The organism is Pseudomonas sp. GW821-FHT09H03, from assembly GCF_059415945.1.
In genome coordinates this window covers 1-12,800 of the sequence record NZ_JBWKOF010000021.1, presented here as the reverse complement: position 1 = coordinate 12,800, position 12,800 = coordinate 1, and the positions used below count along the sequence as shown (strand labels likewise).

The window sequence follows — 12,800 nt, the reverse complement described above, 5'->3', positions numbered from 1 at the left end:
CTGGTCGAGGATGGGCCGCTCCGTATAATGCCAACATCGCCACTGGTATGGATTAACGGATTGCATATGACTGAACAGCGCCCAATTGCGGTCCTGGGAGGCGGAAGTTTTGGTACCGCCGTGGCTAATCTGCTGGCCGAGAACGGGCATCAGGTGCTGCAGTGGATGCGTGACCCCGAGCAGGCCGAGGCCATTCGGGTCAATCGCGAGAACCCGCGCTACCTCAAAGGCATCAAGATTCTGCCCGGCGTCACGCCGGTCACCGACCTTGTGGCCACCCTCGAAGCCTGCGAGCTGTGTTTCGTTGCACTGCCGTCCAGCGCGTTGCGCTCGGTGCTGGTGCCCCATGCCGAACGCTTGACTGGCAAGTTGCTGGTAAGCCTGACCAAAGGCATCGAAGCCCAGACGTTCAAACTGATGAGCGAGATTCTCGAAGAGATCGCTCCGCAAGCTCGCATCGGTGTGTTGTCGGGGCCCAACCTCGCGCGGGAAATCGCTGAACACGCGCTGACCGCGACTGTGGTTGCCAGTGAAGACGAAGAGCTGTGCCGGCAGGTCCAGGCGGCTTTGCATGGCCGGACTTTTCGCGTCTACGCCAGCGCCGACCGTTTCGGCGTGGAGTTGGGTGGGGCCCTGAAGAACGTCTACGCAATCATCGCCGGCATGGCGGTGGCGCTGGGCATGGGGGAAAATACCAAAAGCATGCTGATCACCCGGGCGCTGGCGGAAATGACCCGCTTCGCGGTGAACCAGGGCGCCAACCCGATGACGTTCCTCGGGCTTGCCGGCGTGGGTGACCTGATCGTCACCTGCTCTTCACCCAAGAGCCGTAACTACCAGGTCGGGTTCGCCCTCGGCCAGGGCCTGAGCCTGGAAGAGGCGGTCACGCGCCTGGGCGAAGTCGCCGAGGGGGTCAACACCCTCAAGGTGCTCAAGGCCAAGGCCCAGGAAGTCGGTGTGTACATGCCGCTGGTCGCCGGGTTGCACGCGATTCTGTTCGAAGGGCGCACGTTGGAGCAGGTCATTGGTCTGTTAATGCGTGGCGAGCCGAAAACCGACGTCGATTTCATTTCCACCAGTGGTTTCAACTAAGCATCAGGGAGCTCGCATGAACGATCCGAAAATAGAAGCCCGGTACGAATCCATCCTGCTGCGGGTGTTGTGGATGGTCGTCTATGTAGTGATCTGGCAAGTGGCGCAGTTCATCCTGGGCGGCGTCGTGCTGGTGCAGTTGATCTATCGTTTGGTCTATGGCGCTCCGAGCGCCAGCTTGATGAACTTCGGCGACAGCCTGAGCCAGTTCCTGGCACAGATCGGTCGTTTCGGCACTTTTCACAGCGACCAGAAGCCCTGGCCGTTCGCCGACTGGCCGACGCCACGCACACCGGAAGGTGAAGCACCGCATGCCGTGGCGCCCGCACCGCATCCGGTACGAGATGAGGAACCCAAACTATGAAACTCTGGGTATTGCGTCATGGTGAAGCCGTGCCACACGGTTCGCGCGTCCACGATTCGGAGCGGGAGCTGACGGAGCGGGGGCGCGAGGAAGTGCTTCACAGCGCCGCGTTGTTGATGGGGCAACCGCTGACTGCGATTTATGCCAGCCCTTACCTGCGCGCACAGCAGACCGCGCAACTGGTGCGCGAGACGTTGGGCTTCGAACCGGAAATCCGCACCGTCGACTGGCTGACCCCGGACTCCGATTCGGACAAAGTGGCCGAGCAACTGGTGTCGGTGAGTGACGTCCTGCTGGTCAGTCACAACCCGCTGGTGGGCAACTTGTTGAGCTACCTGCAACACGGTGCGGGATACCCGCCGGAAAAGGTGAGCACCGCCGGGTTGGCAGAAATCAAGGGTGATGAGCTTCTGGTCGGGTCGATGACGCTCGACAGCATCAAGCATCCTTAAAAAAATAACCAAGCACTTGCTTGGTTGACTACGCTTGCTCCAGAACAAAAAAAACACTGGAGCGAGTCGCATGTCTGCTGCTTTTCGTTTGCCGCTGGACGTTTTCTACGAGCGTGAGGCCCGTCATCCCCGGCAGCGCTTCCTGGTGCAGCCTGTCGGAGGCGGCCAGGTCGAGACATTGACCTGGGCGGACGTCGGTCATCAGGCCCGTTGCGCAGCCCACTGGTTGCGCGCGCGGGAACTGCCCCAGGGTAGCCACATCGCCCTGATATCGAAAAACTGCGCGCACTGGATCATCGCCGACCTGGCGATCTGGATGGCCGGGCACGTGTCAGTGCCGCTGTACCCGAACCTCACCGCAGAGTCAGTTGCCCAGGTACTTGAGCATTCCGAAGCGGCGCTGGCGTTCATCGGCAAACTCGACGACTGGCCGGGGATGTCCCGCGGGGTCAACCCGCAACTGCCGACCATCAGCCTGCCGTTGCATCCGCCTGGCACCTTTGATTTCGCCTGGAGCGATCTGCTACGCAGCTCACCGATCCAGGACAACCCAAAGCCCGCTGCCGATCAACTGGCAACCATCATCTACACCTCTGGCACCACCGGCGTGCCCAAAGGGGTGATGCACAGCTTCGGAAACCTGGGGTTTGCGACCACTCGCGGCACCGGACTGTTCGGCCTCAATGAATCGGACCGGCTTCTGTCGTATCTGCCGCTGTGCCACGTGGCCGAGCGGATGTTCGTCGAGATGGCGTCGATCTATACGGGGCAAACGGTATTCTTTGCCGAGAGCCTCGACACCTTTTTGACTGACCTGCAAAGGGCGCGGCCAACGGCACTGTTTGGCGTGCCACGCATCTGGACCAAATTCCAGATGGGCGTCTACGGCAAAATCCCGGCCAAACGCCTCGACTTCCTGCTCGGCCTGCCATTTATCGGCAAGCGGGTCGGGCACAAGGTCCTGGTCGGGCTTGGGCTCGATGCCCTGCGCGTAGCCTTGTCCGGTGCTGCGCCGGTGCCGCAGACCTTGCTCCTGTGGTACCGCAAGTTGGGGCTGGATGTGCTGGAGGTCTACGGCATGACCGAAAGCTGCGGTTATTCGCATATCTGCTTGCCGGGGCAGAACAAGCCGGGCTGGATCGGCAAGCCTTGCCCGGATGTCAAAGTGCGGATTGACGACACGGGGGAGGTTTTGGTGCGCAGTGGCGCCACCATGCTCGGGTATTACAAGGAACCGGAAAAAACCGCCGACACCCTCACCGTAGACGGTTTTTTGCGCACCGGCGACAAGGGCGAGGAGGACGCCGAAGGCAACCTGCGCCTGACCGGGCGCCTGAAAGAAATCTTCAAGACCAGCAAAGGCAAATACGTGGCTCCGGCGCCGATCGAAAATCGCCTGGCGGTGCACTCACGCATTGAACAGGTCTGTGTGGTTGGCGATGGCTTGAGTGCGCCGCTGGGGTTGTGCGTGTTGTCCGCGGTCGGTCAACAGGATGCCGGCGGGTCTGCGCGCGCCGGATTGCATTCGAGCCTGGAAAAACTTCTGGAAGAGGTCAACAGCGCCCTCGACAAGCACGAACGTTTGCGCCGCCTGGTGGTGGTCAAGGACAGTTGGGCGGTGGAAAACGGCTTTCTCACGCCGACCTTGAAGATCAAGCGCAACGTGATCGAAGCGGCTTACGGCGGGCGCTTCGAAGAGTGGAGCGAGCGCAGCGAAGCCGTGTTGTGGCAGGATTGATGGACGAACAAAACCAATAAGGGAAATCTGCGATGAGCCTGTGGCGTACCACTCCCAACATCGAACAGTTGAACGCAATCCAGAAAAACACCATTGGCGAAGTGCTGGATATCCGTTTCGAAGCCTTCGACGAAGAGTCCCTGACCGCGAGCATGGTCATCGATCACCGCACTCACCAGCCTTACGGCTTGCTGCACGGTGGCGCCTCGGTGGTATTGGCCGAAACGGTGGGCTCAATGGCCAGCTATCTGTGTATCGACGCCAGCAAGTTCTATTGCGTGGGCCTTGAAATCAACGCCAATCATCTGCGTGGGCTGCGCAGCGGGCGGGTGACGGCGGTGGCCAAGCCGATTCACATCGGGCGCACGACCCATGTCTGGGATATTCGCTTGACCAGCGACGAAGGCAAGGCCAGTTGCGTGTCGCGCTTGACCATGGCGGTGGTGCCGCTGGGTGAGCAGCCGCCGGCACGTTGAGATCGGGTTCGCGCAGTTGGATCGATCCCTCACTGTAGAGACCGGTACATCCTTTACACATGAGACCGGGGACATCGTTTACACCTTTTACAGGGGGAGAGGGGACTGATCGTGGGTTTCTTTAGAAATACTGCGACCTGACAGTGCTGGGGTGAGTCCGTAATCAGCTCGACTCTTGGGTTAGCTCCCTCACCCTAACCCTCTCCCGGAGGGAGAGGGAACTGATCGTGGGTTTCTTTAAAAATAATGCGACCTGACAGTGCTGGGGTGAATCCGTAATCAGCTCGACTCTTGGGTTAGCTCCCTCACCCTAACCCTCTCCCGGGGGGAGAGGGGACTGATCGTGGGTTTCTTTAGAATGCGACCTGACAGTGCTGTGCGAATCCATAATCGACTCGATTTCTCAGGTCGATGTATGACACCAGACACCTCGGTCGGCCCCCTCTCCCTCTGGGAGAGGGCTGGGGTGAGGGGCAAACGATTCAACAGCCCCCCATGATTGATCTGACCTGACTGTCATCATTCCTGTCAGTTACGGTCATTGCTGCAAGATGTTTCCTTGCGGACAATGAACCCCTGTTCTCGCTCATGGATTTGCAGGTATGTCGCAACAGATATTTTTCGCCCACGCCAATGGTTTTCCTTCCGGGACCTACGGCAAGTTGTTTGCGGCGCTGGCACCCGAGTTTCAGGTGACGCATCTGGAGCAACACGCCCATGACCCGCGCTTCCCGGCGGACGACAACTGGTACAACCTGGTCGATGAGCTGATTCATCACCTGCAGCAGCAATCACAACCGGTGTGGGGCGTTGGCCACTCCTTCGGTGGCGTGTTGCACCTGCACGCGGCATTGCGTTGTCCCGAGCTGTATCGCGGCGTAGTCATGCTCGATTCACCGGTACTGACCCGCACCGATCAATGGGTCATCCGCGCGGCCAAGCGTTTCGGTTTCATCGACCGCCTGACCCCGGCCGGACGCACCCTGGGACGTCGCGAGGAGTTTTGCGACCTGGAAAGTGCCCGTCGCTATTTTGCCGGGAAAACCCTGTTTCGCGGTTTCGATCCGGAATGCTTTGATGCCTACCTGCAGCATGGCCTGCACCAGGTGGGTGACAAGCTGCGCCTGCGTTTCGACCCGGCCACGGAAATCAGCATCTACCGTGGCGTTCCACACACCAGTCCAGGCAGCACCCGGCAATTGAAAGTGCCCCTGGCGGTGGTGCGCGGGCACAATAGCCGCGTGGTGATGCGTCACCATTCCAGTTCCGTCGGCCGCCTGCCCCAGGGCGAGTCCCTGACCATGCCCGGCGGCCACATGTTTCCCCTTGAGCGACCGCTGGATACCGCCTCGTTGTTGAAAGATCTGTTCAACCGCTGGGATGGCCGCCAACAACAGGATTGCGCATGAACCACGTCTTCGAAGAAGTCCGCCTGAGCCTGCCGCACATCGAGCTGGCGGCGCACTTGTTCGGCCCGCAAGACGGTTTGCCGGTCATTGCCCTGCACGGCTGGCTGGACAACGCCAACAGCTTCGCGCGCCTGGCGCCCAAGCTCAAATGCCTGCGCATCATCGCCCTGGACATGGCCGGCCACGGCCATTCCGGACACCGCCCGCCGGGTGCCGGATACGCCATGTGGGATTATGCCCATGACGTACTGCAGGTCGCCGAACAACTGGGCTTGCAGCGTTTTGCCCTGCTGGGGCACTCCATGGGTGCCATCGCTTCATTGATCATTGCCGGTTCGATGCCGGAGCGTGTCACTCACCTGGCGTTGATCGATGGAATCATTCCTCCTACCGACAAAGGCGAAAACGCCGCCGAACGCATGGGCATGGCCCTGCAGGCGCAGCTGGATCTGCGGGAAAAGCGCAAACCGGTCTATGACACACTCGATCATGCCATCGAGGTGCGCATGAAAGGTCTGGTGGCAGTCAGTCGTGAAGCCGCCGGACTGCTGGCGCAACGTGGCCTGATGCCGGTGCCGGGCGGTTACACCTGGCGCACAGACAGTCGTCTCACGTTGCCATCGCCGCTGCGTCTGACCACCGAGCAGGCCATGGCTTTCGTCCAGCGAGTCAGCTGTCCGGCGAAACTGGTGGTGGCTGCCGACGGCATGCTCGCCAAACATCCCGAGTTGCTGGAACGTCTACCCTTTAGCCATGAACAGCTGCCAGGCGGGCACCATTTGCACCTGAATGACGAAGCCGGTGCGGATCTTGTCGCAGACTGTTTCAATCGGTTCTTCGCCATTCCTTGACTTGCGCCGGGCAACTGTCGAGGCTGGGCGGGTTGAAAAGGGAGACAACCATGATAGATCTCTACACCGCGACCCCGAATGTCGATCGCGCCATCGGTGGAACTGCCTGGGCGCCGCAACGCCCCGATCAAGCCACTGTCGTCAAGGATGCCCAGGCCATGCTGATCCAATGAGTCTATCCGTGCGTTCCATCAGCCTGTTGGCGCTATGCTGTCTCAGCCCCCAGTTGTTTGCCGCCGATGTTCCGGGAAGTCAGGACCTGCCGATCGTGCCGCGCATGGCCGACGCGCAGATCGTCGACTATCGCCCCGCAGCCGAACTGGAGCGGATCTATCCCTTGGGCTCGATCCGCAAGATCAGCGGCCAGTTGCGCTTCGACGGTCAGGTCAGCACCCGTGGCAGTGCCACTTCGGTGACCTACGAGTTGCCACCGGAACATTCATCGACCGAAGCCTTCACCGCCGCCCGCGAGGCGTTGCAGAAGCAGGACGCGCAATTGCTGTTCTGGTGCCAGGCCCGCGATTGCGGTGAAAGCAGCCTATGGGCCAACGAAGTCTTCGGCAATGCCAAGCTGTATGGCTCCGACGATCAACAAGCCTATTTGTTGCTGCGTCTGGCCGCCCCCCGGGACAACACCCTGGTAGCGCTCTACAGCATCACCCGTGGCAATCGCAAAGCCTATCTGCACGTCGAACAGTTCGACGCCGCAGCGCCATTGGGCGATTTGCTGCCGACGTCGGCGACCTTGTTGCGTGAACTCAAGAGCACCGGCGAACTCGATTTCCCCAAACTGACTTCAGCACCTGATGACGCTTGGCTGCGTCTGATTTCTCGCGGACTGAACCTGGACACCACCCTGCGGGTCAGTGTTTCCGGAGCAAATGCCGAGGCCTGGCGTCAGGCGCTGATCGGCCAGGGCGTACGCGCGGCGCGCCTGGAAACCGGCAGTGTCGAAGGCTCTGGCCTGCACATCGTACTATTGCGGTAGGCTTTACCCGGCGAACGTGGGCGACACGTTCGCCTACTCTTTTGCTGACTGACTTTTTCGAGATTGCAGATGATCAATAACGATCGCCTTTTGGTGCAGATCCTGCTCGTGGTGCTGTTTGGCGCGAGCCTGTGGGTGATGGCGCCGTTCTGGTCGGCGATGTTCTGGGGCGCGGTCCTGGCCTTTGCCAGTTGGCCATTGATGCGTCTGCTGACCCGCTGGCTCAATGGCCGCGAATCCCTGGCGGCGGCATTGCTGACGCTGGGCTGGATGGTGCTGGTAGCAGCTCCGCTGGTATGGCTGGGTTTCAACCTTGCCGATCATGTGCGCGATGCCACGGCGTTCATCAAGGATGCACAGGTCGAAGGCCTGCCTGAAGCTCCGGCCTGGTTGGGCAGCATTCCGCTGGTGGGCGAGCGCCTGACGGGGATCTGGAACAGCATCGACCAGCAAGGTGCGGCGATGCTGCAATCGCTCAAGCCTTATCTAGGGCAGGTCGGCAACTGGTTGCTGGCGCGCAGCGCGCAGATCGGCGGCGGGATTCTCGAGCTGACCCTGAGCATCGTCTTCGTGTTCTTCTTCTATCGGGACGGGCCTCGGCTGGCGGCGTTTGTTCACGGCTTGCTGGAGCGCCTGATCGGTCAGCGTGCCGGCTATTACATCGAGCTGGTGGCCGGTACGGTGCAGCGGGTGGTAAATGGTGTGATCGGTACTGCGGCGGCCCAGGCCGTGCTGGCGCTTATCGGCTTCCTGATTGCCGGGGTGCCCGGGGCGCTGGTGCTCGGTATCGTGACTTTCCTGCTCAGCCTGATTCCCATGGGACCACCGCTGGTATGGATTCCGGCCACGGCCTGGCTGGCCTGGAAGGGCGAGTACGGCATGGCGGTATTTCTCGGCGCCTGGGGCATGTTCATCATCAGCGGCGTCGACAACGTGCTCAAGCCGTACCTGATCAGCCGGGGCGGCAACCTGCCGTTGGTGATCGTGCTGCTTGGGGTGTTTGGCGGGTTGATCGCCTTTGGCTTCATCGGTTTGTTCATTGGCCCGACGTTGCTGGCGGTGGCTTACAGCCTGTTGACTGACTGGAGCAAGACGCAAGCCCGCGTTGAAGATCGCAGGCCCTGAAGTCCTGAGGCGGGGGTGTCGAGAGTGTGTCGTGTCTGTATCGGACTCGACACAATGGCCCCAAAGACTAGTCTTGGCTGAGTGTTCTCGACGATTTACCGATCATCGGGTCCCGCAGCGGCGCTGGTTCCGCTACAATGCGCGCCGATTTCGACTTGCCTGAGAGCCCACTCATGTCCGCCTGCCAGACTCCTATCATCGTCGCCCTGGATTTCCCCACCCGTGACGCCGCACTGAAGCTGGCCGATCAGTTGGACCCGAAGCTGTGCCGGGTCAAAGTCGGCAAGGAACTGTTCACCAGCTGTGCCTCGGAAATCGTCGGCACCCTGCGTGACAAGGGTTTCGAAGTGTTCCTCGACCTCAAGTTCCATGACATCCCCAACACCACTGCCATGGCCGTCAAAGCGGCTGCGGAGATGGGCGTATGGATGGTCAACGTACATTGCTCCGGTGGCCTGCGCATGATGGCTGCGTGCCGTGAAGTGCTCGACCAGCGCAGCGGTCCGAAGCCGCTGCTGATCGGTGTGACCGTGCTGACCAGCATGGAGCGTGAGGATCTGGCCGGTATCGGCCTGGACATCGAGCCGCAAGAGCAGGTTCTGCGCCTGGCGGCACTGGCCGAAAAAGCCGGGATGGACGGTCTGGTGTGCTCGGCAATGGAAGCCCAGGCCCTGAAAACGGCGCACCCGTCCCTGCAACTGGTGACCCCGGGGATTCGCCCGGCGGGCAGCGCCCAGGACGACCAGCGCCGGATCCTGACCCCGCGCCAGGCGCTGGATGCCGGTTCCGACTATCTGGTGATCGGCCGCCCGATCAGCCAGGCGGCAGACCCGGCCAAAGCGCTGGCTGCGGTGGTGGCCGAACTCGCCTGATCAATCGCTGAAAACCAAATGTGGGAGCGGGCTTGCTCGCGAAGAGGGCATGTCAGGCAACATTGATGTTGACTGACACACCCCCATTCGCGAGCAAGCCCGCTCCCACATTGGCAAATGGGTAGATCAAATAACGGTCATACCTTCAGAACCAACTTGCCGAAATTCTCCCCGCTGAACAACTTCATCAGCGTCTCCGGGAACGTCTCCAGTCCCTCGACAATATCTTCCTTGCTCTTGAGCTGTCCCTGGGCCATCCAGCCGGCCATTTCCTGCCCGGCCGCAGCGAATCGGCTGGCGTAGTCCATCACCACAAAACCTTCCATGCGTGCGCGGTTGACCAGCAGTGACAGGTAGTTGGCCGGCCCCTTGACCGCTTCCTTGTTGTTGTACTGGCTGATTGCGCCGCAGATCACCACCCGGGCCTTCATGTTCAGGCGGCTCAGCACCGCGTCGAGAATGTCACCGCCGACGTTATCGAAATACACGTCCACGCCTTTAGGACATTCGCGCTTGAGGCCGGCGATGACGTCTTCGTTCTTGTAGTCGATGACGCCGTCGAAACCCAGTTCATCGATGAGGAACTTGCACTTGTCAGCACCACCGGCGATGCCGACGACCCGGCAACCCTTGATCTTGGCGATCTGCCCGGCAATGCTGCCCACCGCCCCGGCTGCACCCGACAACACCACGGTTTCACCGGTCTTCGGCGCACCGACGTCGAGCAGGGCGAAGTACGCGGTCATCCCGGTCATGCCCAGTGCCGACAAATAGCGCGGCAGCGGCGCCAACTGCGGATCGACCTTGTAGAAACCCCGCGGCTCGCCAAGGAAATAATCCTGCACACCCAGTGCACCGTTGACGTAGTCCCCGACCGCGAACCCCGGATTATTCGAAGCGACGACTTTACCTACACCCAGTGCGCGCATGACTTCACCGAGACCGACCGGCGGGATGTAGGACTTGCCCTCGTTCATCCAGCCGCGCATCGCCGGGTCCAGGGACAGGTATTCGTTTTTGACCAGTATCTGACCCGCCGCCGGCTCACCAACCGGTACTTCCTGATAAGTGAACGTCTCACGGGTCGCCGCGCCTACAGGACGTTTGGCGAGCAGGAATTGGCGATTGGTCTGGGTAGTCATGACAGGCACTCAAGATGAATGGAGCTTTGTTGATAGCCCTTCAACGTCAATGCCGCAAGTTTGGCTGATGTGGCGAATGCAGGTTGATCCAGAGCAGTGATAGTTGGTACGGCAGTTCCATCACTGCAAATCATGGGCGTCCAACCGGGCTTCTGATAGTGCTGCCGCCGGCAGCGTGCCTGTCGCTAGACTGAAAACAGGCGATCCCCCGTTTTCTTCTTTTCGAGGACACAGCAATGAGCATGACGTTTTCCGGGCAGGTAGCAGTGGTGACAGGTGCAGCAGCCGGTATCGGTCGCGCGACCGCCCAGGCGTTCGCCGCCGAAGGTCTGAAGGTGGTGGTGGCGGACATGGACGCGGCGGGCGGTGAAGGGACGGTGGCGCTGATTCGTACAGCGGGTGGCGAAGCGACCTTCGTGCGCTGCAACGTGACGCTGGAAAGCGATGTAAAAAACCTGATGGATGAAGTGGTCGCCACCTACGGTCGCCTGGACTATGCCTTCAACAATGCCGGCATCGAGATCGAGAAAGGCAAGCTGGCCGATGGCACGCTCGATGAGTTCGACGCGATCATGGGCGTCAACGTCAAAGGCGTCTGGCTGTGCATGAAATACCAGTTGCCACTGTTGTTGGCCCAGGGCGGCGGTGCGATCGTCAATACTGCTTCGGTTGCCGGTCTCGGGGCAGCACCGAAAATGAGCATCTATGCAGCCTCCAAGCACGCGGTGATCGGTTTGACAAAATCGGCGGCCATCGAATACGCCAAGAAAAAGATTCGGGTCAACGCGGTATGTCCGGCGGTGATCGACACCGACATGTTCCGTCGCGCTTATGAGGCCGACCCGAAAAAAGGCGAGTTCGCCAATGCCATGCACCCGGTAGGTCGCATCGGCAAGGTCGAAGAAATCGCCAGCGCCGTGTTGTATCTGTGCAGTGATGGTGCGGCCTTCACTACGGGGCATTCGCTGGCTGTGGATGGTGGCGTGACGGCGTTCTGAAGACGGCTTGCAGGCCACGCCCCCGAATCGACATAAAAAAGCCACCTCATTCGGTGGCTTTTTAACATCCCATGATCAGTCGTAGATCACTTTCTTCTTCCAGTCCGCATCCGCCTCGACGTCCTTGAGGCCTTGGGTCAGTTGATTCACTTCGCCTTCCATCGGCGCTGTGCGGTCCATGACCTGGTCATTGGCCCGGGCCAGGAGTTTTTCCAGGTACTCCAGTTGTTCGGCGTAGAGCTGTGCTTCCTGTTGCTTGCGCAGGTATTGCACGCCACGTTCGAACGCCAGGCGCGCCTGGCCGGGCTGGTTCTGTTGCAGGCAGTGCTGGCCGAGGTTGTTGAAGAACTCGATGTGCAGCAGGACGAGGATGTGGCGGACTTCGCGAATCCAGCGTTTGGCTTCGGTGGGCAGCAGGAAACCGTCCTGTGCGGCGCGGGTGATCTGGCCGTGCAGGGCTTCGAGTAAAAAGCGTACATCCTTGGCCTTGGCTTCGGTCTGGATCGGTGCCGGCGGGTTGTTGACCGGGATGGATTCACCCTGGGCGGCAAGGGTTTCCAGTTCGATGATTCGCGCCTTGAGGTTGGCACTGGATTTTTCCAGATTAAGCAGGCGATGGCACACGTTCAGTTCCAGGCGGGTCAGCAGCAACTTGAGCGCGGGTGTCATCAACTGGCCGGGGAAGGTTTCGGTGATCTCGCCGCAGCGACGCAAGCGGTCATTGAGTTCAGCCTTGGTACGGGCCTTTTCCAGCTTGTTGTTTTCCACTACATGGTTCATGTAGCCAATGACGATCAGCAGTGCGATCCCGGCTACGACTAGCAGGGTGATCATGAGTGGTGTCACCGGTAAGACCTCTTCTTATAGGTTTGCCTGTGAGTCCGGTGGCTTGCATATATGCGCCCGGGCCCGCACGACGGGAGGAATCGGAAATCCCTGTAATTGTATCGGCCGCATCCCTGCTTCTATAAATGATGGCACCTACTATAGAGAGTGCCATCACTGGGCTGACTATAACGCCTTGAGAGGTGTCAGAATATAGGCGCCAGATGTCGACCAGCGGAAAATCCTCAGGGGCGCCCAAAAGCAGGTCGAAGTCATTGATTTAAATAAATTTATATCAGGGGGTTGACGACCTCTCAATCCATCCATAGAATGCGCGCCACTTGCAGCGTAAAGCACACAGCGAAACGAAGCAGGGAGTGAATGTTGTACGTGTGTCCCCTTCGTCTAGTGGCCTAGGACACCGCCCTTTCACGGCGGTAACAGGGGTTCGAGTCCCCTAGGGGACGC

14 protein-coding genes and 1 tRNA gene are annotated in these 12,800 nt (G+C 60.2%); 13 read left to right on the top strand and 2 right to left on the bottom strand.

What is annotated here, in order from left to right; genetic code table 11:
* The first annotated feature begins 66 nt into the window (after positions 1–66).
* The 11 genes from AC07OG_RS23835 (at position 67) to pyrF (ending at position 9,367) form a co-directional block, all read left to right on the top strand.
* A complete protein-coding gene (locus tag AC07OG_RS23835; RefSeq protein WP_218425654.1) occupies positions 67–1,092 on the top strand; it encodes an NAD(P)H-dependent glycerol-3-phosphate dehydrogenase in 1,026 nt (341 codons plus the stop codon).
* A gap of 16 nt (positions 1,093–1,108) precedes the next feature.
* Positions 1,109–1,456: a DUF4389 domain-containing protein gene (locus AC07OG_RS23830; RefSeq protein WP_060540744.1), complete on the top strand. Its 348-nt coding sequence runs from the start codon at positions 1,109–1,111 to the stop codon at positions 1,454–1,456.
* Complete coding sequence (gene sixA / locus AC07OG_RS23825; RefSeq protein ID WP_060540743.1) at positions 1,453–1,908, top strand: phosphohistidine phosphatase SixA; 456 nt, start codon at positions 1,453–1,455, stop codon at positions 1,906–1,908. Before AC07OG_RS23830 ends, sixA begins: the two co-directional genes overlap by 4 nt.
* Before the next feature lie 70 nt (positions 1,909–1,978).
* Positions 1,979–3,646: an AMP-binding protein gene (locus AC07OG_RS23820; protein ID WP_495068249.1), complete on the top strand. Its 1,668-nt coding sequence runs from the start codon at positions 1,979–1,981 to the stop codon at positions 3,644–3,646.
* A 32-nt stretch (positions 3,647–3,678) separates the two neighbouring features.
* The gene (locus tag AC07OG_RS23815; RefSeq protein ID WP_042560476.1) at positions 3,679–4,122 is read left to right on the top strand and encodes a hotdog fold thioesterase; all 444 of its coding nucleotides are present in this window, start codon (positions 3,679–3,681) and stop codon (positions 4,120–4,122) included.
* Between the two features lie 602 nt (positions 4,123–4,724).
* A complete protein-coding gene (locus tag AC07OG_RS23810) occupies positions 4,725–5,531 on the top strand; it encodes an alpha/beta fold hydrolase (RefSeq protein WP_218425657.1) in 807 nt (268 codons plus the stop codon).
* Positions 5,528–6,382: an alpha/beta hydrolase gene (locus AC07OG_RS23805; protein WP_495068248.1), complete on the top strand. Its 855-nt coding sequence runs from the start codon at positions 5,528–5,530 to the stop codon at positions 6,380–6,382. The genes AC07OG_RS23810 and AC07OG_RS23805 overlap by 4 nt, the downstream gene beginning before the upstream one ends.
* A gap of 50 nt (positions 6,383–6,432) precedes the next feature.
* A complete protein-coding gene (locus AC07OG_RS23800; protein ID WP_256352807.1) occupies positions 6,433–6,555 on the top strand; it encodes a hypothetical protein in 123 nt (40 codons plus the stop codon).
* An 8-nt stretch (positions 6,556–6,563) separates the two neighbouring features.
* Positions 6,564–7,370: a DUF4892 domain-containing protein gene (locus AC07OG_RS23795; RefSeq protein WP_495068247.1), complete on the top strand. Its 807-nt coding sequence runs from the start codon at positions 6,564–6,566 to the stop codon at positions 7,368–7,370.
* Positions 7,371–7,439: 69 nt separating this feature from the next.
* Entirely contained in the window at positions 7,440–8,495 is a 1,056-nt protein-coding gene (locus tag AC07OG_RS23790; protein WP_060540738.1) for an AI-2E family transporter, read from the top strand.
* 173 nt (positions 8,496–8,668) lie between these two features.
* Positions 8,669–9,367, top strand: a complete 699-nt coding sequence (gene pyrF / locus AC07OG_RS23785) for an orotidine-5'-phosphate decarboxylase (protein ID WP_495068246.1) — start codon at positions 8,669–8,671, stop codon at positions 9,365–9,367.
* Between the two features lie 137 nt (positions 9,368–9,504).
* Here pyrF and AC07OG_RS23780 read toward each other — a convergent pair whose 3' ends face one another.
* Positions 9,505–10,509 carry an NADP-dependent oxidoreductase gene (locus AC07OG_RS23780; RefSeq protein WP_060540736.1) on the bottom strand — a complete coding sequence of 335 codons (1,005 nt, stop codon included), beginning with the start codon at positions 10,507–10,509 and terminating at the stop codon, positions 9,505–9,507.
* Between the two features lie 236 nt (positions 10,510–10,745).
* On the opposite strand from AC07OG_RS23780, the gene AC07OG_RS23775 reads away from it, so the two are divergent.
* Positions 10,746–11,507, top strand: coding sequence for an SDR family oxidoreductase (locus tag AC07OG_RS23775; protein ID WP_060540735.1), 762 nt, complete (start codon positions 10,746–10,748; stop codon positions 11,505–11,507).
* Between the two features lie 75 nt (positions 11,508–11,582).
* Here AC07OG_RS23775 and AC07OG_RS23770 read toward each other — a convergent pair whose 3' ends face one another.
* Complete coding sequence (locus tag AC07OG_RS23770; RefSeq protein ID WP_060540734.1) at positions 11,583–12,341, bottom strand: hypothetical protein; 759 nt, start codon at positions 12,339–12,341, stop codon at positions 11,583–11,585.
* A gap of 385 nt (positions 12,342–12,726) precedes the next feature.
* Here AC07OG_RS23770 and AC07OG_RS23765 point away from each other — a divergent pair.
* Positions 12,727–12,799: transfer RNA gene (locus tag AC07OG_RS23765), tRNA-Glu, on the top strand.
* The last annotated feature ends 1 nt before the right edge of the window (position 12,800 follow it).

What these genes read in the sequence shown, in the direction of transcription:
- sixA (WP_060540743.1), top strand. Translation starts at nt 1,453, where the DNA reads ATGAAACTCTGGGTATTGCGTCATGGTGAAGCCGTGCCACACGGTTCG.
- pyrF (WP_495068246.1), top strand. Translation starts at nt 8,669, where the DNA reads ATGTCCGCCTGCCAGACTCCTATCATCGTCGCCCTGGATTTCCCCACC.
- AC07OG_RS23790 (WP_060540738.1), top strand. Translation starts at nt 7,440, where the DNA reads ATGATCAATAACGATCGCCTTTTGGTGCAGATCCTGCTCGTGGTGCTG.
- AC07OG_RS23815 (WP_042560476.1), top strand. Translation starts at nt 3,679, where the DNA reads ATGAGCCTGTGGCGTACCACTCCCAACATCGAACAGTTGAACGCAATC.
- AC07OG_RS23775 (WP_060540735.1), top strand. Translation starts at nt 10,746, where the DNA reads ATGAGCATGACGTTTTCCGGGCAGGTAGCAGTGGTGACAGGTGCAGCA.
- AC07OG_RS23805 (WP_495068248.1), top strand. Translation starts at nt 5,528, where the DNA reads ATGAACCACGTCTTCGAAGAAGTCCGCCTGAGCCTGCCGCACATCGAG.
- AC07OG_RS23800 (WP_256352807.1), top strand. Translation starts at nt 6,433, where the DNA reads ATGATAGATCTCTACACCGCGACCCCGAATGTCGATCGCGCCATCGGT.
- AC07OG_RS23820 (WP_495068249.1), top strand. Translation starts at nt 1,979, where the DNA reads ATGTCTGCTGCTTTTCGTTTGCCGCTGGACGTTTTCTACGAGCGTGAG.
- AC07OG_RS23770 (WP_060540734.1), bottom strand. Translation starts at nt 12,341, where the DNA reads ATGATCACCCTGCTAGTCGTAGCCGGGATCGCACTGCTGATCGTCATT.
- AC07OG_RS23780 (WP_060540736.1), bottom strand. Translation starts at nt 10,509, where the DNA reads ATGACTACCCAGACCAATCGCCAATTCCTGCTCGCCAAACGTCCTGTA.
- AC07OG_RS23810 (WP_218425657.1), top strand. Translation starts at nt 4,725, where the DNA reads ATGTCGCAACAGATATTTTTCGCCCACGCCAATGGTTTTCCTTCCGGG.
- AC07OG_RS23835 (WP_218425654.1), top strand. Translation starts at nt 67, where the DNA reads ATGACTGAACAGCGCCCAATTGCGGTCCTGGGAGGCGGAAGTTTTGGT.
- AC07OG_RS23830 (WP_060540744.1), top strand. Translation starts at nt 1,109, where the DNA reads ATGAACGATCCGAAAATAGAAGCCCGGTACGAATCCATCCTGCTGCGG.